Genomic DNA, 22,747 nt, shown 5'->3' with positions numbered 1-22,747 from the left:
ATAGCAATAGACCACGACCGCTGCAGGGGCGAATGCCGTGTTCGGCGCAGACGAACAGGCTTTGCTTGCCGGGTTTGACATGTCGTCCTAGACTAATCTGATAACAGGAGGATGCGCCATGAGCTGGAACCCGACTCTTGACCCCGGATGCCCCGATGATGTGGGGGTAGATGCCATTGAAACGCTGATTGTGCCGCGTGCGCGTGACATCGGCGGGTTCGAGGTGCGCCGCGCGCTGCCTGCGCCAAAGCGGCAGATGGTCGGGCCATTCATCTTTCTTGATCAGGCGGGGCCTGCGGAATTCCTGACTGGCAAGGGGATAGATGTGCGCCCCCATCCGCATATCGGGCTGGGAACCGTCACTTACCTGTATCAGGGCGAATTCCATCATCTGGACAGCACCGGCGCCGATCAGATCATCCGCCCTGGCGCGCTGAACTGGATGATGGCGGGCAAGGGGGTCACCCACTCTGAGCGCACACCACAAGTGATGCGGCAAGGGCCGTCCAGCCTGTTCGGCATCCAGACATGGATCGCCCTGCCAGAGGACCGCGAAGATGAACTGCCGTTTTTCGAGCATCATGGCGCGGATACATTGCCTGAAATCCTTGATACCGGCATTAAGGCGCGGTTAATTCTTGGTACGGCTTATGGCGCGAAAGCCCCCGCTACGATGTATTCCGAAACTTTCTATCTGGACGTTGTGCTGGAACCCGGCGCGCGCTTTCCGTTGCCTGATGACCATGAGGATCGGGGCGTCTATATCACTTCGGGCACGATTGAGGTCGCGGGTGAGGTGTTTGAGGCGGGGCGCATGATGGTGTTTCGGCCCGGCGACAGAATCACCGTGCGCGCGGGCGAGCAGGGCGCGCGGCTGATGGCGCTGGGGGGCGCAACACTGAACGGGCCACGCCATATCTGGTGGAATTTCGTCGCCTCCTCGCGCGAGAAGATCGAGGCCGCGAAGGAAGAATGGCGCGCTGCCAGATGGGGGCAAGGGTTGTTCGACCTGCCTGCCAAAGACCGCGCGGAGCATATTCCGTTGCCATAAATGTCTGCAGAAGGGATCACCTTTGCACGGGATTTGCTGGACCTTTCCAGGAGTATGCCGCCCGGGCGAAGATGACAGAGTTGTGCTGCAAGCAAGGTAGGCCCGGCAGCGGTGTTGGGCTTGGCGGCAATTACCAAAGGTCGCTTCTTGCGAACGGAAGGCGTGTGCGGATCACATGCCTGGCCCATCATTGTTGTGTTCCGGTGGCGGCAGATCCTGCGTGACATCCGTCAACAGATCACTCCCCTCAACATGCGCCTCTGTCGGAAGATCAGGTCTTCCAGGCCATTCTGGCGCGCGTGCCAATCCGGCCATTAGCGTAGTGCGCAAAACCTGTTCCCCCCAACCGACGGGGATGAACCGCGCATATGTTTCGGCGTCGGCAAGATCTTCTTGAAGGGGTGTCAAAGTCTACCTTATCACGCCGGAAACGACAGGTTTTCAGGAAGTTGTAAGCTATTCTTCACGAAATGCCCTGCGAAAGTAATCCGCCAGTGGTCTTGTCAGGTAATCCACCGGTGAACGTGCATCTGTCTGGGCAAAGGCAATGACGGGCATACCCGGCACCAGGTGGCGGCCTTCCAGATATGAAAGATCATCTTCATTGGGGCGGATCCGTACCTGATAGTAGCTACTGCGGGTTCGCTCATCCATAAAGACATGAGCGGAAATGTGTATGATCTGACCGCTGATCTCCTGCATGGCGCGCGAACTGAAAGAAGGAAACTGCAAGGTGACCCGCTGCCCGGTGAAGACCCGATTGATGTCATTCGCCTCGATTCGTGCGCTCACCAGAAGTGGCTGATCTTGCGGCACAATGGACATCACATTTGCTGCAGCTTTCACGACAGATCCCACTGTGTTGACCTCAAGCCCATGAATTATGCCGGCGACCGGAGCGCGTATTTCCAACCGGCCGATGCGATCCGTCAAAACCTGCATCTGTTCAGATAATTGACGTTGCGCGCCGTGCAGTTCGCGCAACAGGGTTATCGCCTCTTCCTGCCGTGTCGAATTCAGGGAAATTATTTCAAGGGAAATGCTTGTGATACGCTCCAGTGCCTCTGCCCTGCGCGAAACAAGGTTGCCCATATCTCCTGTCCGCTCGGCAACTTCGCGCTGCAAGGCATTCAACCTTGCGGTGGTTGCCAGCCCACGTTCTGTCAACGACGCTTGCGCGACCAGTTCCTCTTGCGCAATCTGCAACTGCGTTTCGACTGACACGATCTGTGCTTCAATGCCAGCGACCAGACTGCGGACCTGAATTTGTTGCTGTTCCAGTTGCTCGGTCCGTTGTTGGTGCCGTGTCCGGCGGGCTTCGAACAGGCCCTGCTGCCCGATCATCAGTTCCATGACATCAGGCCGATCCTTGGCGGTGTGCTGAAGGATGTCGGGAAACCGGATTTCATCGGCGCCATCGCGCTCTGCCAAAAGACGTCCGATGCGCGCCAGGGTTTCGAAAAACTGGGCTTCAGTTATAGCAAATTCTGCCCGCAGGCGCGTGCCATCAAGTTCTAGCAGCGTCTGGCCAGCGGTCACATGATCGCCGTCTGTGACCAGAATTGTCTGAATCATACCCCCGTCGACATGTTGGATGATCTGGCGGCGCTGCTCGACTTCCAGTTCCCCGGCCGCAATGACAGCGCCCGAAATGTTGGCGAGGAACGCCCATGAGCCAAAGCCGCCAAGCAGGATCAGGATCGCAAGAAAGCCGATGAGGTTTGGCTTGCGCACCGAAATTCGCAGCGGCGGTTGTGGAATGTCGCGGGGCGGGTGCCGCTCTATCCGGGCGGGCATGAAGGCGGCGGGTCCCCGTGCCGGAGTGACATCCATAGGGGGTCCGGCTGTCGGAAGTTCGCCCTGGGCCTTGTTGGCGGCAGGAACGGTCATGGCGCGGCCCCTACAATCCGACCCTGAAACTTCGGGGGTTTCTTCTTGCCCATGTTGGCCATCACCTCTGCGTGTGGGCCAAAGGCCACGCGGGTTCCGCTTTCCAACACCAGCAGCATGTCACAGGACTGAAGCGCTGCGGGCCGGTGGGCGATTACCACAAGCGTCGTCCCGCGCGCCCGGCAGGTATTGATGGCGCTGTCCATTGCGGCCACGCCCTCGCGGTCCATATGGGCGTCCGGTTCATCCAGCACGATCAGGGCCGGCGCACCGTAAAGCGCGCGCGCCAGGCCCACGCGCTGGGCCTGCCCGCCGGACAGCCTTCCGCCGCGGGCATCGATGCGGGTGTCATACCCTTCTGGCAGCGTGACGATCAGTTCATGCACCCCGGCATCGCGCGCGGCATTGATGATGTCATTAGGGTCGGGGTCAGGATCGAAGCGCGAGATGTTTTCGGCAATCGTGCCTTCGAACAGGCCCACGCGCTGCGGCAGATAGCCGATCAGCCGCCCCAGCACATCCGGGTCGTACTGGTCCAGGGGCACACCGCCAAGCTTGATGCGCCCACCAGCCAGCCGCCAGCTTCCCACCAGTGCCCGCGCCAGGGTGGATTTGCCCGAGCCGCTGGGCCCGATGACCCCCAAGGCCTGCCCCGCCTCCAGGTTGAAGGCCACCATGCGCAGCACGTAGCGCGTATCGCCGGGCGGGGTGATGGTGATGCTCTGCACGTCCAGCCGCCCGTCCGGGCGGGGCAGGGGCGTGCGTTCGGACGCAGGCGGTACCGCGCCCAGCAACTGCGTCAGCCGTCGCCAGCCTTCCTGCGCGCGCTGCACATTCGACCATTGCCCGATGGTGGCATCGACCGGTGCCAGCGCCCGGCCCAGCAGGATAGAGGCCGCGATCATCGCCCCCGGCGTCAGCGCGTTCTGCAGCACCAGCCAGGCACCCGCCGCCAGAATCGCGGATTGCAGGAACAGGCGAAAGGTACGTGAACTGGTTGAAAACCCGTCGGCGCGGTCTTTTGCGGCCACATCGGCCTCGATTGCGGCGCGGCGGGCCTTTTGCCAGCGGCCCATGATGGTGTTCATCATGCCCAGACTCTGGATCGTCTCGGCCTCGTTCTTGATCTGCCCTTCCAGCCGGGTGGCTTCCTCGGACAGTTGCATCGCTTTTTGCTGGCGTCCCTTGGTCAGACGCTGGTTGGTCAGGGCAATCGTCACCAGAATCGCGCCCCCCCCCAGTGCCACAACGCCCAGAACTGGGTGAAAGATGAAGATCGCGGTCAGGAAGATCGGCGCCCACGGCAGGTCGAACAGCGCAAGAAATACGCGCGAGCCAATGAAGCGGTGCAGGCTGTCAAGATCGCGCTGCGCGTTTTGCGCCAGCGGATCGCCCGCCCGCAGCGCCAGCCGCTGCATGGACGCCGACAGCACCCGATGGTCCAGCCGGTCCTGAAACCGTGCCGCAACCCGCGCCACCATCAATCCGCGCGAATGGTCCAGCAGCGCCATCATCAGATACAGAAACGCCACCAGTACGAACAACGCCACCAGCGTGGGTTCCGACCGGCTGGAAAGTACGCGGTCATAGATCTGCAGCATGAACAGCGGGCCGGTCAGCATCAGCAGATTGACGAAGATGCTGAACAGGCCGACGCGGATCAGCAACCCGCGGTTCTCTGAACGTGCCGCTTTCAGATTGTCTGGGAAGTTGGGCATGGAAACTCTGGACCGAGATCATTCAGGGCGGGCCGCGTGATTGCGGCCCGCCGACTTTGATCATCGATGACAGGGCGAAGCCATGGCTCGGCCCATTCATCCGCCACCGATCACGAAAACGCCGCGTCAGGCGACGCAATCTTCCTGGTAGAAGTCATAGAAGTCTTCGTATTCGTATTCGGTCGTTCCCGGCCCTGTATTCATTGTGGGGCCTTCGTCCGGTTCCGGTCCGTTCTCGTCACCTTCGATAAGGAAGAAGGCGTCGTCTGACGTGCCACCCTTGATCGACACACCGATCAGCGTGGAGTCGTCGTCGACGCGGTCGTCCACCTTCTTGATGTATTCGAACATGCAGGCGTAGAAATCGTCCATATCATTGCTGATCCATCCGATTTCATCGTCGTCGGGGAAGCTGTCGATCTTCACCGCCAGGTCCCATTCACCATCGCCGGTGGTGTCAATGTAGAACACGGCGTTCGAGATGTCCTGCGGCCATTCCGGGAAGAAATCGGTCTCCGGCGGGGGATCCATATCTTCCTCCGGTTTCTCCACCAGTTTCAGCGAGCCATCGCCGTTCACGCTGGTTGCACGGATGCCGAAATATTCGAGGTTCTCGAAATCCTCTGCTGTCATCCCTGCGAGATCGAAGGTCTTTGTGTCACCCTCTCCGACGAATGACTGCTTTCCCTCACCTTCCTTGCCGAGGCCGGGAAGCGAGTTTACATGGGCCCCGTCCCACAATACGTCCTCGACACCGTCTTCACCTTCGTATTTCGAGCCCTCGCCGTTCATGTTCAGCGAGCTCTCCTTCCGCGAGAAACCGTCGAAATCGGCGGTGTCGTCGCCGTCGCTCCAGAAGAAGGCGTTGAAGTCAGCCGAGCCTTCGACCGCGGTGACTTTTGCAGTGACGTTGCCGTCCGCATCGAGTGTCAGCTCGACTTCGAACTTGTAGCCGTCGCCTTCGAATGTGAATGTTTTCGTACTCATTGCAGTTCTCCGATTAAATGAGTTTACCAATACTCTGCTGAGCCCGGAACCAGATGGTTCCAGCCAAACAGAGCACTCTCACTTGCTCGATCCGGATCTGCCGTCCGCTATGTCATTCAGAAATGTGTGCCTCGTACGCCAAGACTATTGCGCCACCGCCGCCATGCGATGTTCCTGACCGTAGTGCCGCTTTCTCACACAAAAACGTGCATATCGACTGTTTCCATCGCTGAAACAGTACACGCCGCCCGGACCAAATTTCCCAGCACGGATGCATGCCCGCAGTGCCCAATCCAGCCAAAAAATGCGCCGTCGGATCACTAAAGACAGTTTATTATCTCTCACGCGTTTTCGCGAACGATTTATATCAAAATGTATAGTAATTCTGCTTGATTTATAAGCACCGCACCGCTTGTAGGTGAGGTGTTGAATCATGATTCAATTCTGGGTTGTGTTCTTTGGGTTGCATCGCTGAAATTACAGAATTTCCACTTTCATTGTGGCAAGCTTTCCGAATCAGGTTCTGCGGCTTCAACACTCGCCTGTGTATATCTGAATCTGCCGGAATTCAGTTTCTGATTGCACCGACCGTTTCGCATTAACCTACACTGCAGGTTCTTTAGCGGACCATTGCCACCACTGGTTCAGGACCGATGCCGAACGCCTTGCGCAGCTCAGAAAGATCCCGTTCGCGCGCGTTTCGTCGGGTAAACAATCTCTCGGATTGTTTTCTGAACCTTCTTAGCCAGGAGATCAGCGATTTTCCATTTCGCTTTTTGTCATAACCATTCTCTTTATTTAAGGTGCTGGCCTCCGGCAAATCCGGGGCTATTCATTGTGGTTATGGTCAAAAGAACAAGTTCAAATATTTATAACAACCACCAAGGCGGGGGCGGTCCTCAATATGTGCCTCAACCGGCCTGCACAAATGTTGCCAGCCTGACGCCGTTGTTGTTGCCAGTAGATGTGGTTGTAAGGGCGCGTCAGCATCAGGCGAAGAAATCGTCAAAATGGATGACGCTGAATCAAGCCCGCGGTTGTCGATTATGCTTGTAGCGACAGACCTTTCCAACTGGATTATGGTCTGCCAATATCCTGAAATTTCTTGAGGATTTTGGCTCCGGCGGTAGGGATCGAACCTACGACCAATTGATTAACAGTCAACTGCTCTACCGCTGAGCTACGCCGGAACACTGCGCTGCTATAGCAACCGTTTTCGGGCGCGTCCAGACCCGAATCGCATAAAATCGTTACGCTGTGCCGGTAAGCCTGTATCGGGCATCCGCTGCCGGGGCCGGGTCTGCGCTGACATGACCGCGTTCCCACAGATCGATCAGATGAGCATGCACGTTGCGGGCCGCAGCCGGGTGCAGATGCCCCGGCACATCGGCATAAATCAGGCTGACCAGATCAGGAATTGTGCCAACCCCATTGGCCAGATGCGCGCGGATTGCCGCCTCGCGCATTTTCCGATGATCGCGCAGGGTCTGCACACGGGCGCCCGGGTCATCGACCGGCGCGCCATGGCCGGGATAAAGCCGCCGCGCGCCCAACCCTGCAAGCTTGTCCAGCGACCGCATATACGCACCCAGATCCCCGTCGGGCGGGGATACGAGCGAGCTGGCCCAGCCCATGACATGATCCCCGCTGAACACGGCCCCGCGCCATGCAAAGCACATGTGATTGGCCATATGCCCCGGCGTCCAGACCGCGCGAATCTGCTCACGCCCGAAGGCGATGATTTCCATGTCCTGAAGGCAATGATCGGGTCTGAACGCATGATCCACACCTTCACCGCCGCCGGTAACCTGTTGCGCTGCCAGCTGTTGCATCAGCGCTGATCGCCCTGCCTGACTGTCGCCATAGGCCATGATGCGCGCGCCCGTCACGTCCGCCAGTTTTCTGGCCAGTGGGGAATGGTCCAGGTGGCTATGCGTCAGCAGAATGCAGGCCACATTTTCTGTGGGGGCAAGCGTGTTGAGGATGGCGCGCAGATGGCTGTCATCCGGCGGACCGGGGTCGATGACACAGACCGCGCCGGTGCCGACGATATAGGTATTGGTTCCGTGCCCTGTCATTGGCGAAGGGTTCGGGGCGCGGACCAGCCGCAGATCGGGTTCTGGCAGGGTTTGTGTCATGATGCAGGATTTATGAACAGCGCGGGCCGAAGGTCAATCCGCACCTGCGCCCCGGCGCGGTGGTGACTGCGGCGAATCTGCCCATTTCACTGGAAAAGATGCATTTATCCGCTAGGGTGCATCCCATGTGGAGCAACACCCTGAAACGCATATTGCCGCGCAGTTTTTACGGGCGCGCCGTTCTGATCCTGATCGTTCCGATCATTGTGATCCAGATAGTCCTGTCGGTTGTGTTTATTCAGCGCCATTATGAACGTGTCACGGCGCAAATGACCGGAAACACCCTGCGCGACATTCATTTTCTGGCCGACCGGATTGATACCAGCCCGCAGGCCGCTGTGGCGCTGGAGGAGCTTGCCGCCCTGACAGATGCCATGCAGATCGACGTTGCGGTTCTCGCATCTGCGCGGCCGGGAACGGGTGGCGACACGCGCAACTGGACGGATCTGGCAGGACGCGAGATTCTGCGTGTTCTGCGTCAAAGCCTGCCAGCCTATCTGGGCGCAGACCTTGAATCAGTGCCCAATACAGTGGTCCTGTGGCTGGACAGTCCCCATGGCGTATTGCAGATGAACATTCCGCGCCGGTTGGTCACAACGTCAAACCCGCATCAGTTGCTGGTGATAGTTTTCCTTGCATCCGGCCTTATGGCGCTGATTGCGTTTCAGTTTCTGCGCTTGCAGATTCGTCCGATCCGCAGGCTTGGTCAGGCCGCCGAAGCTTATGGCCGTGGCAAGACAATGCCTTTTCGGGCGGCAGGTGCCCGGGAAATCCGCGCGGCAAGTCTGGCTTTCATTGATATGCGCAACCGGATTGACAGGCAGAATGCGCAACGCAAGCTGATGCTGTCGGGCGTCAGCCATGACATGCGCACGCCCCTGACACGGATGCGCCTGATCCTGTCGATGATGGATACGTCGGAAGATACCGCAGCCCTTGCAACGGAAATCGCAGACCTTGAAAACCTGTTGAACGGGTTTCTGGATTATTCGCGCGGGGTCACATCCGATGAACCTAAAATTCCGACAGACCCGGTCATTCTGGTTACGGAACTGGTGGATCGCTATATCGCGACCGGTCATGCCATCCTGCTGGCGGGGCCGGTGCCGCAGCTGCGTCATGTACCCCTGCACAAGGATTTGCTGGAGCGCGCATTGGATAATCTGGTCAGCAATGCGCTGCGGCACGGTGCGAATGCGCAGGTCAGCATCGCCCTTGATGGGGATGACTGGCTTGACATCACGGTCGACGATGACGGCCCCGGCATTCCGCCAGCGGACCGCGTGCGCGCCACCGAACCCTTTGTCAGGCTGGATGACGCGCGCAACCGCGATCAGGGCGGGGGGGTCGGGCTGGGCCTTGCGATTGTGGCCGAGGCAATGCGCGCCCATGAAGGCAGGCTGGTGCTGAGTGACAGCACACAGCTTGGCGGCCTGCGCGCAACATTGCGCCTGCCGCTGAATACTGCGCCGTCATAACCGGTAAAGCGCGCCGAATTTGCCTTCCAGATACTCCAGCAGCGGCCCTTCATCGGGGGCAAAACCGCAGGCATGGGTTATGGTATCAACGGGCGGGCGCAAGGCGCCGTGACGCTGCAGGCGGTCGCGCAGCCATGTGGTTGCGGCCTGTGCGTCGCCTGTTGCAAGACCCTGTTGCAGGTCGGGAATATCTGCCTGCATTGCCTTGAACAGGCAGCCTGCATAAATATTGCCCAGCGCATAAGTCGGGAAATAGCCGAACAACCCGACCGACCAATGCACATCCTGCAAGATACCATGCGACGGGCGGTCCACGGCATAGCCGAAATCGGCCAGAAAGCGCGTATTCCACGCCTCCTGCAGGTCTGTCGCATCCAGATTTTCCCGGATCAGCGCGCGCTCCAGATCGAAACGCAGCATGATATGCAGATTATACTGCACTTCGTCAGCTTCGGTGCGAATAAAGCCTGTGGTCACGCGGTTGACCGCCGCATAAAACGCATCTTCATCCGGGACGGACAGTGCGCCGAATTCCTGCTGCATGGCCCCGAACACCCAGCCTGTGAAGGCGCGCGACCGGCCAAGCTGGTTCTCGTAAATCCGGCTCTGGCTTTCATGGACGCCCATGGACACACCCTGCCCGATCGGGCTGAGGGCATAGGCGCGGTCCACCCCTTGTTCATAGGCGGCATGGCCCACTTCATGCAGCGTGGAATACAGGCAGTTGAACGGATCATCCACGGCAACACGGGTGGTGATGCGCACATCATCGCCCGACCCTGATGAAAACGGATGCACCGCCAGATCAATGCGCCCGCGGGTGAAATCATAGCCGAAATGTTCGGCCATGCGCCGCGACAGACGCAATTGCGCATCCTGCGGGAAATGGCCGGTCAGCGCGGGCGGTGTGTCCGCGCCAAGAATCGCTTCGCGCAGCGCCACCAGACGCGGGCGCATGCGGTCGAATATGGTGGCAATGGCATCGGAACCGGTGCCGGGTTCATAATCTTCCATCAGCGCATCATAGGGATCGCCGCCATTCGCGATGGCCTGTCCTTCCTCGCGGCGCAAGGTGATCATTTTCTGCAGCCATGGCAGGAAACTGGCGACATCTTCATTATGACGGGCCGCTTCCCACGCATCCTGCGCCAGCGGGGTAATCCGCGCCAGTTCCGATGCCAGCCGTGCCGGAACCTTTGCATTGCGCGCATAGGCACGGCGCAATTCGCGCAGGCAGGCGGCACCCGCTTCATCGGGGGCCTGCGCCGCGTCCAGCCAGTCACCCAGACGGGGGTCGGTGCGCCGCGCGTGCAGCACATCTTCCAGCGCGGCCATTTCTTCGGACCGCTGCGCATTCGCGCCGCGCGGCATGACGGTCTGCTGGTCCCATCCCAGCCGACCCGCGATCTGGGCCAGCGCTTCGGTCTGGCGGGCATGGGCCATGGCGTTTTCATAAGCGGTCATGCTGATGTCCTTCCTGTGCCGCGCAAATTGTCAAAGCGCGGGTATTGTGCCAGATGGCGGGCGCGGATGATCAGCACCCACAGTAGAACGGCCGTTGCCTGATGGGCGATCCCCAATTGCCACGGTGCGCCATGCAGCACAGTGACAATCCCCAGCACAATCTGGCCCAGCATCACGACAAACAGCGCGTTGAACGCCGCGCGCGTGGCCCCATGCACAGATTTGCGCCCCCGCAGCCAGAGAACAACCGCGAAAGCGGTCAGCAAATAGCCCGCCATACGGTGCAGAAACTGGGTCGTTGCGGGGTTTTCAAAGAAATTGACCCAAAGGGGCTGCATGGCCAGAAATTCCGGCGGGAAAAACACGCCATTCATCAAGGGCCAGTCGGTATATCCGCGCCCTGCGTCAATGCCTGCAACCAGCGCGCCCAGCAGGATCTGCAAAAAGGCGAAATGCATCAACCCGGTGGTCATAGAAAACAGCTTCGCTTCGCGCGCGCGCCGCGCTGTCATCAATTCGGTTTCCGGGCGGTTCAGCAAGAAGGCATACCACGCGATCAGCCCAAGAATGACAAAGGCAAGCCCCAGATGCGTTGCCAGCCGGTAGGACGCGACAGCGACCATGCCTTCACTCAGGCCTGACGCCACCATCCACCACCCGATGGCCCCTTGCAGACCGCCAAGCGCGCCCAGCCCCAGCAGGCGCACGGTCCAACCGCTGGGAATGCGTTTTGTCAGCCAGAAAAACGCAAACCCCAGCGCCCAGACCAGCCCGATGACACGGCCCAACTGCCTGTGGCCCCATTCCCACCAATAGATGACCTTGAATTCATCCAATGTCATGCCGCGATTGATCAGTTGATACTGGTCAATCTGGCGGTATTTGTCGAATTCCTGTGCCCACATTTCAGCGCTCAGGGGCGGGATTGCACCGGTGACAGGGCGCCATTCGGTGATGGATAACCCGCTATCGGTCAGCCGCGTCATGCCGCCCACGACGATCATGACACAAACCAGTGCAAACAGCACCATCAGCCATAACCGGATTGCGCCGCGCGCACCCTTGGGGCGGCGGTCAATGACACCGCCCTGGGGGGGGGGCTGCGGACGCGGCGCTGCGACATCTTCGAATATGGGGCGTTTGTTGGCCATCTGGCCCTCCTGTCTGGTCGCGCTGCAAGCTAGTGTGTGCCCGTTGCGGGATCAAGGGGCAGGGGTGCGGTCAAAGCACTCAGCCTGAAGTGTGATGGCAACATGTAGACATGCAGAATGGACGAAATGACCTGGAGGCGGCGCCCAAAGGCGCGGAGCAAAGGCCGCAGGCTGTCCCGCGGCCTGCCGATGACCCCTTCGTCACGCCAAGCCTTGGATGTCGGAATATGCCGCCTGCATAAAGTGAACTACTCCAACGTGGGACCGGCAAACCCCGGCGCGCCGATAGCGCGGGCTTCAACCGTCCGCTTCCGGCCACGAATGCGCGTTCATTGCCCGTCGGGCTTGCGCGTCAACTGGCGCAGCATGCCATGCAGCGTTTGCACATCGGCGCGTGTCAGCGGCAGCCTTGCCCACATATTGCGCAGTCGCAGCCGCATGTTGGGCGCTTTTTCGGGGGGGTGAAAGAAACCTGTCGCGTCCAGACGGTCCTCGAAATGGTCGCCCAGTTTCTCGCGTTCCAGTGCCGTCGCGAAATCGGTGCCGGCCATCGCCATCACTTCAGGCGGGGTCTCTGTTCCATGGCGCGCGAATTCATACGCAACCAGCAGCACGCATTGCGCCAGGTTCAGCGAATAGAAGGCCGGGTTGACCGGTACCGTAATAATGGCATTGGCGCGGGCAATGTCGTCATTTTCCAGCCCCGCGCGTTCCGGCCCGAACAGGACCGCCACGCGCTTGCCTTCTGCCACCATGGCGCGGGCTTGCATCATGGCATGGTCAGGTGTCAGAACAGGTTTTGTCAGCCCGCGCCCGCGCGCCGTGGTGGCAAAGACATAATCGCAATCACCAATCGCTGCGGGCAGGTCGTCAAACGCGCCAGCGCGCTCCAGCACAGGCGACGCGCCCGATGCCATGGCTGTGGCCTTCGGGTTGGGCCAGCCATCGCGGGGGGCGACAAGACGCATGCGCGCGCAGCCGAAATTCAGCATTGCGCGGGCGGCGGCGCCGATATTCTCGCCCATCTGCGGGCGCACGAGCACCATGACGGGGGTGGGCGCGTCGAATAGCTGATCATCAAGCGGGGTCATAGGGCCTCTGGCGGCTGGGATGGGTATGCGCCCAATAGCGGGGCAGGGCGCGCGCTTCAAGTTGCACCTGCTTGTTTCCGGCCCGGGTGCAGGGTATGACCGGTTCAGTTCAAGCGAAAGGTGCAAGCTTCATGCCCGACGACTCGCCGCAGATATACCTGATTACACCGCCCGCCCCGGATATGGACAGCTTTCCGCAGGCATTGGCGCGTGTTCTGGACAGCCACCCGGTGGCATGTTTGCGGCTGGCGCTTGCCACCCGCGATGAAGACACGATTCTGCGCTGTGCCGATGCGCTGCGTGAAATTGCCCATGCCCGCGACATTCCGCTTGTCATTGCTGACCATGTTCTGATGGTGGAGCGTCTGGGGCTGGACGGGGTGCATCTGTCCGACACCACAAAACCCCTGCGCAAGTTGCGCACGGAAATGGGCGCGGATGCGATTATCGGCAGCTATTGCGGGAATTCGCGCCATGATGGCATCAGCGCGGGCGAGGCTGGCGCGGATTATGTCAGCTTCGGACCAGTCGGGAAAACCGCGCTGGGCGATGGTCAGGCTGCCCCGCATGAACTGTTCGAATGGTGGTCTGCGATGATCGAACTACCGGTCGTCGCTGAAGGGGCTCTGAATCGCGATCTGGTTGCGGCTCTGGCGCCTGTCACTGATTTCTTTGCCTTTGGCGAAGAAATCTGGACACAGGCGGACCCGGTTGCCGCCCTGCGCGAGTTGATCCAGCCCTTGCGCTGAGCAGCGTTCCCCGCGCGTCGAGAGAAGTCGAAGGGCGGGACGGTTCTGGCCTAGAAGCAGTCACCCAAAGGCGCGGAATCAAGGCCGCAAGGCCGCCGCGCTATCGGCGGGCCGTCCCGCGGCCTGCCGATGACCCAAGGGCAGTTCAGTCCTTTGGGTTCAGAAAGATGCCGCCTGCATAAACTGCATTCTTTGAACGTGGGATCGGCAGTCCCCGGCCCACCGATAGCGCGGGCTTGATCCAAGCGCGAACGTCCCCTTCAGGCCCCAGAACAGCCTGGCGCGCATTTTCACCGGGTCTGGCCAGTTCCAGACCGCGCAGACGGGTTCTCAACGCGCATGTCACGATAAATCACGAATATGCATACTTCTGCGCCCCAACGAAAAAACCCGCCATTCCGGCGGGTTTTTTTTAAGTATATCGGGCAGGGCTTACCCTACACTCGCCGTGCCTTTCTTGGCTTCGGCATAGATGATCAGCGGCTGCGCTTCGGAATTTACGGCTTCCTCGTTGACCACGACTTCATTGACGTTTTCCAGGCTCGGCAATTCAAACATCGTATCAAGCAGGATGTCTTCCATGATAGACCGCAAGCCCCGCGCACCGGTTTTACGGGTGATGGCGCGTTTTGCGATCGCGCGCAGCGCTTCATCCGTAAAGCTCAGATCAACCCCTTCGATGTCAAAGAGCTTCTGATACTGTTTGACCAGCGCATTCTTGGGTTCTGTCAGAATGGTGACCAGCGCATCTTCATCCAGATCCATCAGCGTGGCGATCACCGGAAGGCGGCCCACGAATTCGGGGATAAGACCGAATTTCAGCAGATCTTCGGGTTCAAGCACTTTCAGGGACTCGCCGATGGTGCGCGCGCTTTCATCTTTCACATCGGCACCGAAGCCGATGGCCGACCCTTTGCCGCGTTGCGCGATAATTCGGTCAAGCCCGGCAAAGGCCCCGCCACAGATGAACAGAATATTGGTCGTGTCCACCTGCAGGAATTCCTGCTGCGGGTGTTTGCGACCCCCCTGGGGCGGCACGCTGGCGACGGTGCCTTCCATAAGTTTCAGAAGCGCCTGCTGCACCCCTTCACCCGACACGTCGCGCGTAATGGACGGATTGTCCGATTTGCGCGTGATCTTGTCCACCTCGTCAATATAGACGATGCCGCGCTGGGCGCGCTCGACATTATATTCGCTGGATTGCAGAAGTTTCAGGATGATGTTTTCCACATCCTCGCCGACATAGCCGGCTTCGGTCAGCGTGGTCGCATCGGCCATGGTGAAGGGCACGTCCAGAATGCGCGCCAGCGTCTGGGCCAGCAATGTCTTGCCGCAGCCAGTTGGCCCGATCAGCAGTATATTGGATTTTGACAGTTCCACTTCACCCGATTTGGCGGAATGGTTCAGTCGTTTATAGTGGTTGTGAACCGCAACAGAAAGCACGCGCTTGGCCTGTTCCTGCCCGATGACATAATCATCCAGCACATTGCAGATCTCGCGCGGGCTTGGCACCCCGTCGGTGGTTTTCAGGCCACCGGTCTTGGTTTCTTCGCGGATGATATCCATGCAAAGCTCAACGCATTCATCGCAGATGAAAACTGTTGGCCCCGCAATCAGTTTGCGCACTTCGTGCTGGCTTTTGCCACAGAAGGAACAATAAAGGGTGTTCTTGCTGTCTTTTTCCGATGTTGCCATCACATACCTCTGTGGTCTTGGCTGCGATAAGGGCCTGTTGGCCGGAACAGGCCCGTCGCGCCGGCCTTCTTGTCATTCAAGGGTAGGTCAGTCGGGGGGCAGGAACAATGCAAAACTGCGCACAGTCCTGCAAAAAACCTGCCCTGATCCCGATTTCCCGTCACGCGCTGGCCGTATCGGCGCGTGAGGTCACGATTTCATCGACATGGCCCCAGTCTTTTGCTTCTTCGGGTGTCATCCATTTGTCGCGGTCAAGGGCTTGTTGCACTGTCTCGTAATCCTGGCCGGTATGGCGCATGTAGAGCTGGTAGAACCGTTCGCGCGTTTGCTCAATATGACGCGACTGGATCAGGATATCAGCTGCGGTGCCCTGGCTGCCGCCCGAAGGCTGGTGTACCAGAAACTCGGAATTCGGCAGCGAGAAACGCATGCCCTTTTCCCCCCCCAGCGCGATGACCGACCCCATCGACGCGGCCAGCCCGCAGACCAGTGTCGATACGGCGGGTTTGATATACTGCATCGTGTCGTAAATGCTCATCCCCGCGATCACAGAGCCGCCGGGTGAGTTGATATACATCGAGATCTCTTTCGAGGGGTTTTCTGCTTCCAGATGCAGCAATTGCGCCACGATCAGGCTGGCCATCCCATCATGCACAGGGCCGTTGACGAAAATGATCCGTTCCTTCAGCAACCGTGAGAAGATGTCATAGGCCCGTTCACCCCGGCTTGTCTGTTCGACAACCATGGGGACAAGGTTCATGTAGGTTTCAATCGGGTCTTGCATTACGCCTGCCTTTGTCTGGACCTGTTGGGGTCATTGATAGCTCAAATAGGTTGCTTGAATCTTAGCCCTGCGCATGGGGGGCTGCAAGGGGCAGGCAGGAATTTGTCTGCGCATGGCTGGCAGGGGTCATTCCAGCGCCTTGCCCAGTCGCGGCAGTTTCGCCCGTTTCAGAAGCGGGCGCAGCGGTTGTGCGCGCCCGGATGCGGCCTCGGTTGCGGTACGGGCCGCGTGAACCGCGGCTTCAACGGTTTCGGGCTTGTCCAGCCACAGCGCCATCAGGAAATCATCGGGGCTTTCGGCGCGCTGTACCCCTTCGGTCTGCACCAGACGGGCCGGGAAATCACGTAGATTCAGGGTGATGATGCGATCTGCCTGTGCCGTGATGGTGCTGGCCAGAACATGTTTGTCAGCCGGGTCGGGCAGGTCAAGGCGGGCTTCCAGGCCGGGGTCAGCAGTGATTTCGGCCATGGGCCACAGGCTGCGCAGATGCGCGATTTCACCTGCGGCAATGACAGCATCCGCTGGTCCTGTCCGCGCGGCGGCGCGCTGCCATTCCGCCAGAATGCGGGCTGACCACAAGGGCGTGAACCCACCGCGTGCAGCCACGCCGACAAGAATTTCGCGCAGCACTGTGGGGTAAAGGACGCAGGCATCCAGAACCGCGCGCATCAGTCCAGCCGGAAGAAGACGGCCTTCAGATAGCCGCTTTCGGCCAGTTGCGGCAATTGCGGATGGTCGGGGCTGGCAAAGCCGGTGTGAATCAACTGCCCGCGCCGCCCTGCACGCCCGATTCCACGCGCGCTGGCATTGCGGAAGCTGGTCAGATCGGCGGCATGCGAACATGAACACAGGCCCAGATAACCGCCCGGTGCCACCAGTGGCGCGGCCAGTCTGGCCACCCGTTCATAAGCGCGCAGCCCCTTGTCCAATGCGGGTTTGTTGGGCGCAAACGCCGGCGGGTCGCAGACCACCAGATCAAATTGCGCGCCCTCAGTGGCAAGGGCTTCCATCACGGCGAATGCGTCGCCCTGACGGGTCTGGAAACGCGCCTCCACGCCGCTGGCTTGTGCGCCGCTGGTGGCAAGGTCCAGCGCGGGTACTGAGCTGTCCACCGCCAGCGCGTGCTGCGCGCCCTGGGCTAGTGCGGCCAGCGCGAAACCCCCGACATGGGAAAACACATCCAGCACGCGCGCGCCCTGTGCCAGTCGCGCGGCAAAGGCGTGGTTGTCGCGCTGGTCGAAAAACAGTCCGGTTTTCTGGCCGCCCAGAAGATCGGCCATATAAGTTGCGCCATTCATTGGCACAGGCAGCGCCCCGTCCAGTGTGCCGCAATACAGCGCCGTTTCCTCGACCAGACCTTCCAGCGCGCGGGACCGGCCGCTGCCATTCTTGACGATAGTTTGAACGCCGGTGACCTGCTGCAGCGCTTCGGCCAGCATCGGAAACTGCGCTTCGGCCCATGCGGCGTTGGGCTGGATGACGGCTGCATCGCCGAAACGGTCGATAATGACACCGGGCAGCCCGTCGGCTTCGGCATGGACCAGACGGTAATATGGCGCATCATGCAGGCATGCGCGCAATTGCTGCGCACGTTCCAGCCGTTCAGCCAGCCAGTCGCGTGTGATTTCCACCTCGGGGTTGCGGTCCATCATCCGCGCGATGATTTTCGATGCCGGATTGACTGTTACCAGACCCAGAGGGCGGGATTCCGAATCTTCCAGCCGGGCAAAACAGCCTGCGGGCAATGCGCGCGTGCGCCGGTCGGTGACAAGTTCATTTGCGAAGACCCAAGGGAATCCGTGCCGGATGGCGCGGGCTTCGGCTTTGGGTTTCAGGCGGATGACGGGACGTTCTGACATATGCGGCACCTTTTGGCATTCGCCGCCAGCCCTACGCCAGCAAAGCGCCCAAGGAAAGGGCAAGACGCGCGCAGACGGGTGCCACAATTCCCGGTTGCGGCGGCGGGAAGTTGCCGGATGGCGAAGAATAGCTGCAAAAGCAGACGCTTTCAGGGATTATTGGTTATTCCTTCGCGGGGCAATTCGTCCTATAGTCACGGAAAAATGCTGTAGCTTCATCTGCAACCAATTTACTGCGGAAGGGGCGATGCACACCAGATTTGGGGGGCCAACAGAATGATTCGTTCAGAACTGATCCAGAAACTTGCCGAAGAAAACCCGCATCTGTTCCAGCGGGATGTTGAACGGATCGTCAATACGATCTTCGAGGAAATCACCGAAGCCCTTGCGCGGGGCGAACGTGTGGAACTGCGTGGCTTCGGCGCGTTTTCGGTGAAGCAACGCGAGGCGCGCATCGGGCGCAACCCCCGCACCGGCGAAAGCGTCCGGGTCGAAGAAAAAGCCGTGCCGTTTTTCAAGACCGGTAAATTACTGCGCGACCGGCTGAACGGGATTGAGGAAGAATAGAATGCTGACCTATCTGCGTTACGGGGTGCTTGCGGTTGTCGCCCTTGCCCTGCTGACAGTTGCATTGGCCAACAGGGCATTGATCACCGTAAAGCTGTTGCCGGATGCCTTGGCGGGTGTATTGGGGGGCAACCTGTCGATGACGCTGCCGTTGTTTGTCATTCTGGGTCTGGCCATCGGCTTTGGCCTGATGCTGGGTTTTGTGTGGGAATGGCTGCGTGAACATGGCTACCGCAGCGAAGCAGCGCGCGCCCGGCGCGAAGCCGATGCCTTGCGCGCCGATCTGAAGCGGGTGGAAACCATGGCCCCCCAGACCCGCAAGGATGATGTGCTTGCCGTGCTGGACGCGCGCTGAGGCGTTATGTCAGACGCTGTTCATGTCAAGATTTGTGGTCTGACCGACCCCGATAATGTGCAGGCCGCAGTTGCTGCGGGTGCGCGCTATGTGGGGTTTGTGTTTTTCCCGAAATCCCCCCGCAATGTTACGTTTGCGCAGGCCCGCGCATTGGCGCTGTGCGTCCCCGAAGGCGTGGCCAAGGTTGCGCTGACGGTTGATGCCGATGATGACATGCTGCACGCGCTGACACAGGAGGTGCCGCTGGATATGCTGCAACTTCACGGCCACGAAACGCCCGCGCGGGTGACCGCGCTGCGCCAGCGTTTTGGCCTGCCGGTCATGAAGGCCGTGGGCGTGGCCGGACCCGAAGATCTGGCGGCGCTTGATGCCTATGGCAAGGTTGCTGACCAGTTGCTTGTCGATGCCAAACCGTCGGCAGATGCCATGCTGCCTGGTGGTAACGGGCTGAGTTTCGACTGGCGGTTGATTGCGGGGCGGCGCTGGGCTTGCCCGTGGATGCTGGCAGGCGGGCTTGATGCTGAAAACGTCGCCGCTGCCATTCGGCTGACGGGTGCGCGGCAGGTTGATGTGTCTTCCGGGGTGGAAATCGCGCCGGGGAAAAAGGATGCAGCCCGCATCAATGCGTTTATCAGCGCGGCGCAATCGGCCACAAATACATTCCCTGTCTGATTGCGTCAGGGGCTGATCTGAATATCAGGCTGCCGCTTCGGGGGCGATCCCCGGAAAGCCGGTGCCGGTATTGGCCCGGACAGGGGCGCAGCGTTTGGGCACGCGCGGCCCTTCGACCTGCAGGATCGCTTCCAGCCCGGTATTGCAGCGTACCAGATCCGACAGATACAGATCGTCCAATGCGCCATAGAACGCTTCGACCGCGCGGGACAGATGCGGACGCATCACGCAGTGATCTTTCAGTGGGCATGTGTTGGTATCGGAGAAGCATTCGATAAAGGGCAGGCTCGATTCAAATGCGCGGAACACCTCTCCCACGCTGATGGATCCCGCATCGCGCGCCAGATGAAACCCGCCATGCCGCCCGCGCAGCGTTGTGATGAAACCGTCCTGTCCCAGTTGGTTGATGACCTGCGCAAGGTGGTTTTCAGATGCGTTGATGGCCTGTGCGGCGTCTTGTTTACGTACAAGCGTGTCATGATTGACTGCGCAGAACATCAGGGTGCGAAGTGCCAGATTGGTGCGGGTTGTCAAACGCATTCAAGAATTCTCCCGTAGTTGACATAGCACGATTGCAGGCAACGGACTCGTGCGGAAATGATGACCTTCTGGTAAGTGTTATCGGGGGGTCTTGCAGGGCTGTCATTGATCAGGATCAAGCTGTGGGGGACGCGCACGGCTCAAAGGGCCTTCAAGCTGGCCTTGGCCGGAATCAAAATGGGCGCAGCGCAACATTTGCGCTGCGCCCTGTGGCCCGTTCAGGAAATACTTGTTACCAACGCGTCGGGCCGGTACGAACTATGCTGGTCAGTCGGCGGGATGGAAGACCGTGACGTCGCGCAATACGACATCAAGTGCCCCGATCTGCCATGTTTGCGTGATCATGCCGCTGGACAGGTCAATACTGTGGAATGCGCCGTTGGCGACCAGCCATGCGGTGTTTTCCCCATCCGTCGTGGTGGCAATGTCAAACGCAACCGGCCCGTCGAATGTTGCGCCTGTTGCACCGATAACAACATTGTCGCCATCATTCGGGGCGGTCTGCTGCAACAGCGATGCCAGCGAAATGTCGATATTGAACATCATGGTGCTTTCGGGCTGACCATGGGAATTGGAATAGGCAGTCCCGCCGACCATCGGCATGCCGTCCGTGCCGTCGGTAAAACTCAGGCTGCCATCAACCATCACTGCACCGCTGCCCAGATTGACGCGGTGGTTGGTCGTGCCCGACATGAAGCGCAGCGCGTCAGCGGCGGGGTTGATGTCCACGATCACGACATCCCCTTCGCCATGCTCCAGCGGTGTGTCCATCGTGACCACTTCGTCCCACGCGCCGGTGTCCGGGTCGATATTGACCACTGCAAACTGGTCGGTGACCGCGATGATCATCCCTGTGGAAGGGCGGAAATCAATCCCGAGGATACGCCCGTCATAGTCCACATCCTGCATTCCGGTGACCTGTGCGGTGTCCAGATCGATGGACACAAGCGTCCGGTCCCCTGCAAGCCCGATGGCTGTTGTTGCGGATGCGCCAGTGGCCATCAAAGCGGCCATCAGGGTGGGTGCTGCAAGTTTGTGCATTGTAATCTCCATTTCCGGTTTGGTTCGTCAACCTTTGGGAAACGGAACCGGCAGACAGAGAGTTTCAGCGCGACGATCACAGAGCTGTGATGACGTGAGCAAACGCAAAGTGAAATTGATCTAGATCATATATCGCAATATATAGATATAATGTAATGGAATTGTGTATGACCAGAAGGGGGGATTCGATGATCGATCTGCAAAAGCTTGCGACCAGCCGTCGCGGGTTCATGGGGCTTGCGGCAGGCGGCGGTGCTGCCATCGCGTTGGGCGCATCAGGCCAACCGGCGCGTGCGCAACGCACGAATGCGCGCATCCTGATCATGGGGGCCGGGGCAGGGGGCGCAGGTATTGCCAACCGGCTGGCCGCGCGTCTGGACGGGGCGCAGATCACCGTGCTGGATGGGCGCCCGCAGCATTGGTATCAGCCCGGATTCACCCTGATCGCTTCTGGTTTGCGCAAGGCAGACTATGCCATATCGTCCACCGAACAATGGCTGCCGCGCGGTGTGAATTATGTCAACGAATATGCCGCCGAACTGGACCCCGAAGCAAACCGCGTCACAACCACCGGCGGGCAGCGGATCGATTATGACTATCTGATTGTCGCGACCGGGCTGACCCTCGACTGGGACGCGATTGAGGGGTTTGACTTAAGCATGGCAGGCCCGCAAAACGGGATCGCCGCCCATTATGCCAGCCCCGAACATGCCGAACTCAGCTGGCAGGCGCTGGATAAATTTACCGACGAAGGCGGCATAGGCATGTTCGGCCGCCCCGCGACTGAAATGAAATGCGCGGGCGCGCCGGTGAAGATATGTTTCCTTGGCGAAGATATTGCCACCACCAAGGGCAATCGCGGCAAATGCGAATTCATCTATAACGCGCAGGCCACAAACCTGTTCGGGGTGCCGGTCATTCACCACCGCGTGCGCCAGATCATGGATGAACGCAACATCACCTATCGCTACCAGCATGTGCTGAAGGGCATTGATCTGGGGGCGAAGACTGCCACCTATACGACGCCCGAGGGCGAGGTGAGCGATAAATGGGATTTCATCAATATCATCCCCCCACAGCGCGCGCCGCAGGTCATTCGCGATTCTGGCCTGTCCTGGGCAGAACGCTGGGTTGATCAGGGCTGGATCGAAGTGGACATGCACACGCTGCGTCATGCGCGTTATGCCAATATCTTCGGGATTGGCGATATCAATGGTGTCCCCAAGGGCAAGACTGCGGCGTCGGTCAAGTTCCATATTCCGGTGGTCGAGGATCATCTGGTCAGCGAGATTGCGGGCCGCGAAGGGACTCGCCGCTATGATGGCTACACCTCCTGTCCGCTGATTACCCGCATTGGCCGCGCCATGCTGGTGGAATTCGACTATCAGGACAATCTGACCCCGTCCTTCCCCGGTGTGATCGCGCCCCTGGAAGAATTGTGGATCAGCTGGCTGATGAAGGAAGTCGCGCTGAAAGCCACGTATAATGCCATGCTGCGCGGGCGCGCCTGATCGTCC

The 22,747-nt window shown here is 59.7% G+C and carries 20 protein-coding genes and 1 tRNA gene; 7 read left to right on the top strand and 14 right to left on the bottom strand.

Annotated features, from left to right (window positions below; genetic code table 11):
* Window positions 1-118 precede the first annotated feature (118 nt).
* Window positions 119-1,051 (top strand): pirin family protein, encoded by a 933-nt coding sequence (locus PUT78_RS09325; protein WP_274351978.1) that lies wholly within the window; start codon window positions 119-121, stop codon window positions 1,049-1,051.
* Between the two features lie 456 nt (window positions 1,052-1,507).
* On the opposite strand, the gene PUT78_RS09320 is transcribed toward PUT78_RS09325, so the two are convergent.
* From PUT78_RS09320 to PUT78_RS09300, 5 genes are all read right to left on the bottom strand, one after another.
* Complete coding sequence (locus tag PUT78_RS09320; protein ID WP_274351977.1) at window positions 1,508-2,941, bottom strand: HlyD family type I secretion periplasmic adaptor subunit; 1,434 nt, start codon at window positions 2,939-2,941, stop codon at window positions 1,508-1,510.
* The gene (locus PUT78_RS09315) at window positions 2,938-4,659 is read right to left on the bottom strand and encodes a type I secretion system permease/ATPase (protein ID WP_274351976.1); all 1,722 of its coding nucleotides are present in this window, start codon (window positions 4,657-4,659) and stop codon (window positions 2,938-2,940) included. The genes PUT78_RS09320 and PUT78_RS09315 overlap by 4 nt, the downstream gene beginning before the upstream one ends.
* A 126-nt stretch (window positions 4,660-4,785) precedes the next feature.
* Window positions 4,786-5,646 carry a hypothetical protein gene (locus PUT78_RS09310; protein WP_274351975.1) on the bottom strand — a complete coding sequence of 287 codons (861 nt, stop codon included), beginning with the start codon at window positions 5,644-5,646 and terminating at the stop codon, window positions 4,786-4,788.
* Window positions 5,647-6,761: 1,115 nt separating this feature from the next.
* Window positions 6,762-6,836, bottom strand: a tRNA-Asn gene (locus tag PUT78_RS09305).
* Window positions 6,837-6,896: 60 nt separating this feature from the next.
* Window positions 6,897-7,784 carry an MBL fold metallo-hydrolase gene (locus tag PUT78_RS09300; protein ID WP_274351974.1) on the bottom strand — a complete coding sequence of 296 codons (888 nt, stop codon included), beginning with the start codon at window positions 7,782-7,784 and terminating at the stop codon, window positions 6,897-6,899.
* Between the two features lie 125 nt (window positions 7,785-7,909).
* Between PUT78_RS09300 and PUT78_RS09295 the strand changes: the two genes are divergently transcribed.
* Entirely contained in the window at window positions 7,910-9,262 is a 1,353-nt protein-coding gene (locus PUT78_RS09295) for an ATP-binding protein (RefSeq protein ID WP_274351973.1), read from the top strand.
* Here PUT78_RS09295 and PUT78_RS09290 read toward each other — a convergent pair.
* From PUT78_RS09290 to PUT78_RS09280, 3 genes are all read right to left on the bottom strand, one after another.
* Window positions 9,257-10,726 carry a carboxypeptidase M32 gene (locus PUT78_RS09290; protein ID WP_274351972.1) on the bottom strand — a complete coding sequence of 490 codons (1,470 nt, stop codon included), beginning with the start codon at window positions 10,724-10,726 and terminating at the stop codon, window positions 9,257-9,259. The two genes, PUT78_RS09295 and PUT78_RS09290, sit on opposite strands and share 6 nt — an antisense overlap.
* The gene (gene ctaA, locus PUT78_RS09285) at window positions 10,723-11,877 is read right to left on the bottom strand and encodes a heme A synthase (RefSeq protein WP_274351971.1); all 1,155 of its coding nucleotides are present in this window, start codon (window positions 11,875-11,877) and stop codon (window positions 10,723-10,725) included. The genes PUT78_RS09290 and ctaA overlap by 4 nt, the downstream gene beginning before the upstream one ends.
* Before the next feature lie 329 nt (window positions 11,878-12,206).
* Window positions 12,207-12,968 carry an RNA methyltransferase gene (locus PUT78_RS09280; protein ID WP_274351970.1) on the bottom strand — a complete coding sequence of 254 codons (762 nt, stop codon included), beginning with the start codon at window positions 12,966-12,968 and terminating at the stop codon, window positions 12,207-12,209.
* 95 nt (window positions 12,969-13,063) lie between these two features.
* On the opposite strand from PUT78_RS09280, the gene PUT78_RS09275 reads away from it, so the two are divergent.
* Window positions 13,064-13,717 carry a thiamine phosphate synthase gene (locus PUT78_RS09275; RefSeq protein ID WP_274351969.1) on the top strand — a complete coding sequence of 218 codons (654 nt, stop codon included), beginning with the start codon at window positions 13,064-13,066 and terminating at the stop codon, window positions 13,715-13,717.
* Between the two features lie 432 nt (window positions 13,718-14,149).
* Here the strand turns inward: PUT78_RS09275 and clpX are convergent, their stop codons facing one another.
* The 4 genes from clpX to PUT78_RS09255 all read right to left on the bottom strand — a co-directional run bounded on the left by clpX (window position 14,150) and on the right by PUT78_RS09255 (window position 18,055).
* The gene (gene clpX / locus PUT78_RS09270; protein WP_274351968.1) at window positions 14,150-15,412 is read right to left on the bottom strand and encodes an ATP-dependent Clp protease ATP-binding subunit ClpX; all 1,263 of its coding nucleotides are present in this window, start codon (window positions 15,410-15,412) and stop codon (window positions 14,150-14,152) included.
* Between the two features lie 160 nt (window positions 15,413-15,572).
* Entirely contained in the window at window positions 15,573-16,196 is a 624-nt protein-coding gene (locus PUT78_RS09265) for an ATP-dependent Clp protease proteolytic subunit (protein WP_274351967.1), read from the bottom strand.
* Between the two features lie 126 nt (window positions 16,197-16,322).
* Window positions 16,323-16,865, bottom strand: a complete 543-nt coding sequence (locus PUT78_RS09260; protein ID WP_274351966.1) for an RSP_2648 family PIN domain-containing protein — start codon at window positions 16,863-16,865, stop codon at window positions 16,323-16,325.
* A complete protein-coding gene (locus PUT78_RS09255; protein ID WP_274351965.1) occupies window positions 16,865-18,055 on the bottom strand; it encodes an RSP_2647 family RNA methyltransferase in 1,191 nt (396 codons plus the stop codon). The genes PUT78_RS09260 and PUT78_RS09255 overlap by 1 nt, the downstream gene beginning before the upstream one ends.
* 276 nt (window positions 18,056-18,331) lie before the next feature.
* Between PUT78_RS09255 and ihfB the strand changes: the two genes are divergently transcribed.
* From ihfB to PUT78_RS09240, 3 genes are read left to right on the top strand one after another with little or no spacing between them, the layout of a single operon-like run.
* Window positions 18,332-18,622, top strand: a complete 291-nt coding sequence (ihfB, locus tag PUT78_RS09250; RefSeq protein ID WP_274351964.1) for an integration host factor subunit beta — start codon at window positions 18,332-18,334, stop codon at window positions 18,620-18,622.
* Between the two features lies 1 nt (window position 18,623).
* Window positions 18,624-18,977 carry a lipopolysaccharide assembly protein LapA domain-containing protein gene (locus PUT78_RS09245; RefSeq protein WP_274351963.1) on the top strand — a complete coding sequence of 118 codons (354 nt, stop codon included), beginning with the start codon at window positions 18,624-18,626 and terminating at the stop codon, window positions 18,975-18,977.
* Window positions 18,978-18,983: 6 nt separating this feature from the next.
* Window positions 18,984-19,649, top strand: a complete 666-nt coding sequence (locus PUT78_RS09240) for a phosphoribosylanthranilate isomerase (RefSeq protein WP_274351962.1) — start codon at window positions 18,984-18,986, stop codon at window positions 19,647-19,649.
* Window positions 19,650-19,673: 24 nt separating this feature from the next.
* Here PUT78_RS09240 and PUT78_RS09235 read toward each other — a convergent pair whose 3' ends face one another.
* On the bottom strand, window positions 19,674-20,189 hold the full coding sequence (locus PUT78_RS09235) for an RrF2 family transcriptional regulator (RefSeq protein WP_274351961.1): 516 nt from the start codon (window positions 20,187-20,189) through the stop codon (window positions 19,674-19,676).
* A 267-nt stretch (window positions 20,190-20,456) separates the two neighbouring features.
* On the bottom strand, window positions 20,457-21,230 hold the full coding sequence (locus tag PUT78_RS09230) for a DUF4394 domain-containing protein (RefSeq protein ID WP_274351960.1): 774 nt from the start codon (window positions 21,228-21,230) through the stop codon (window positions 20,457-20,459).
* A gap of 188 nt (window positions 21,231-21,418) precedes the next feature.
* Between PUT78_RS09230 and PUT78_RS09225 the strand changes: the two genes are divergently transcribed.
* On the top strand, window positions 21,419-22,741 hold the full coding sequence (locus PUT78_RS09225) for an NAD(P)/FAD-dependent oxidoreductase (RefSeq protein ID WP_337994668.1): 1,323 nt from the start codon (window positions 21,419-21,421) through the stop codon (window positions 22,739-22,741).
* The last annotated feature ends 6 nt before the right edge of the window (window positions 22,742-22,747 follow it).

It is taken from the genome of Roseinatronobacter alkalisoli (genome assembly GCF_028745735.1).
Taxonomy (GTDB): Bacteria; Pseudomonadota; Alphaproteobacteria; order Rhodobacterales; family Rhodobacteraceae; genus Roseinatronobacter; species Roseinatronobacter alkalisoli.
This window is presented reverse-complemented; position numbering and strand designations above follow the sequence as displayed.

Excerpts from the sequence above, each read along its gene's own strand:
- PUT78_RS09240 (WP_274351962.1), top strand. The coding sequence starts at position 18,984 with ATGTCAGACGCTGTTCATGTCAAGATTTGTGGTCTGACCGACCCCGAT.
- PUT78_RS09235 (WP_274351961.1), bottom strand. The coding sequence starts at position 20,189 with ATGCGTTTGACAACCCGCACCAATCTGGCACTTCGCACCCTGATGTTC.
- PUT78_RS09300 (WP_274351974.1), bottom strand. The coding sequence starts at position 7,784 with ATGACACAAACCCTGCCAGAACCCGATCTGCGGCTGGTCCGCGCCCCG.
- PUT78_RS09275 (WP_274351969.1), top strand. The coding sequence starts at position 13,064 with ATGACCGGTTCAGTTCAAGCGAAAGGTGCAAGCTTCATGCCCGACGAC.
- PUT78_RS09295 (WP_274351973.1), top strand. The coding sequence starts at position 7,910 with ATGTGGAGCAACACCCTGAAACGCATATTGCCGCGCAGTTTTTACGGG.
- PUT78_RS09230 (WP_274351960.1), bottom strand. The coding sequence starts at position 21,230 with ATGCACAAACTTGCAGCACCCACCCTGATGGCCGCTTTGATGGCCACT.
- PUT78_RS09320 (WP_274351977.1), bottom strand. The coding sequence starts at position 2,941 with ATGACCGTTCCTGCCGCCAACAAGGCCCAGGGCGAACTTCCGACAGCC.
- PUT78_RS09310 (WP_274351975.1), bottom strand. The coding sequence starts at position 5,646 with ATGAGTACGAAAACATTCACATTCGAAGGCGACGGCTACAAGTTCGAA.
- PUT78_RS09255 (WP_274351965.1), bottom strand. The coding sequence starts at position 18,055 with ATGTCAGAACGTCCCGTCATCCGCCTGAAACCCAAAGCCGAAGCCCGC.
- PUT78_RS09225 (WP_337994668.1), top strand. The coding sequence starts at position 21,419 with ATGATCGATCTGCAAAAGCTTGCGACCAGCCGTCGCGGGTTCATGGGG.
- PUT78_RS09245 (WP_274351963.1), top strand. The coding sequence starts at position 18,624 with ATGCTGACCTATCTGCGTTACGGGGTGCTTGCGGTTGTCGCCCTTGCC.
- ihfB (WP_274351964.1), top strand. The coding sequence starts at position 18,332 with ATGATTCGTTCAGAACTGATCCAGAAACTTGCCGAAGAAAACCCGCAT.
- ctaA (WP_274351971.1), bottom strand. The coding sequence starts at position 11,877 with ATGGCCAACAAACGCCCCATATTCGAAGATGTCGCAGCGCCGCGTCCG.
- PUT78_RS09290 (WP_274351972.1), bottom strand. The coding sequence starts at position 10,726 with ATGACCGCTTATGAAAACGCCATGGCCCATGCCCGCCAGACCGAAGCG.
- clpX (WP_274351968.1), bottom strand. The coding sequence starts at position 15,412 with ATGGCAACATCGGAAAAAGACAGCAAGAACACCCTTTATTGTTCCTTC.
- PUT78_RS09325 (WP_274351978.1), top strand. The coding sequence starts at position 119 with ATGAGCTGGAACCCGACTCTTGACCCCGGATGCCCCGATGATGTGGGG.
- PUT78_RS09280 (WP_274351970.1), bottom strand. The coding sequence starts at position 12,968 with ATGACCCCGCTTGATGATCAGCTATTCGACGCGCCCACCCCCGTCATG.
- PUT78_RS09260 (WP_274351966.1), bottom strand. The coding sequence starts at position 16,865 with ATGCGCGCGGTTCTGGATGCCTGCGTCCTTTACCCCACAGTGCTGCGC.
- PUT78_RS09315 (WP_274351976.1), bottom strand. The coding sequence starts at position 4,659 with ATGCCCAACTTCCCAGACAATCTGAAAGCGGCACGTTCAGAGAACCGC.
- PUT78_RS09265 (WP_274351967.1), bottom strand. The coding sequence starts at position 16,196 with ATGCAAGACCCGATTGAAACCTACATGAACCTTGTCCCCATGGTTGTC.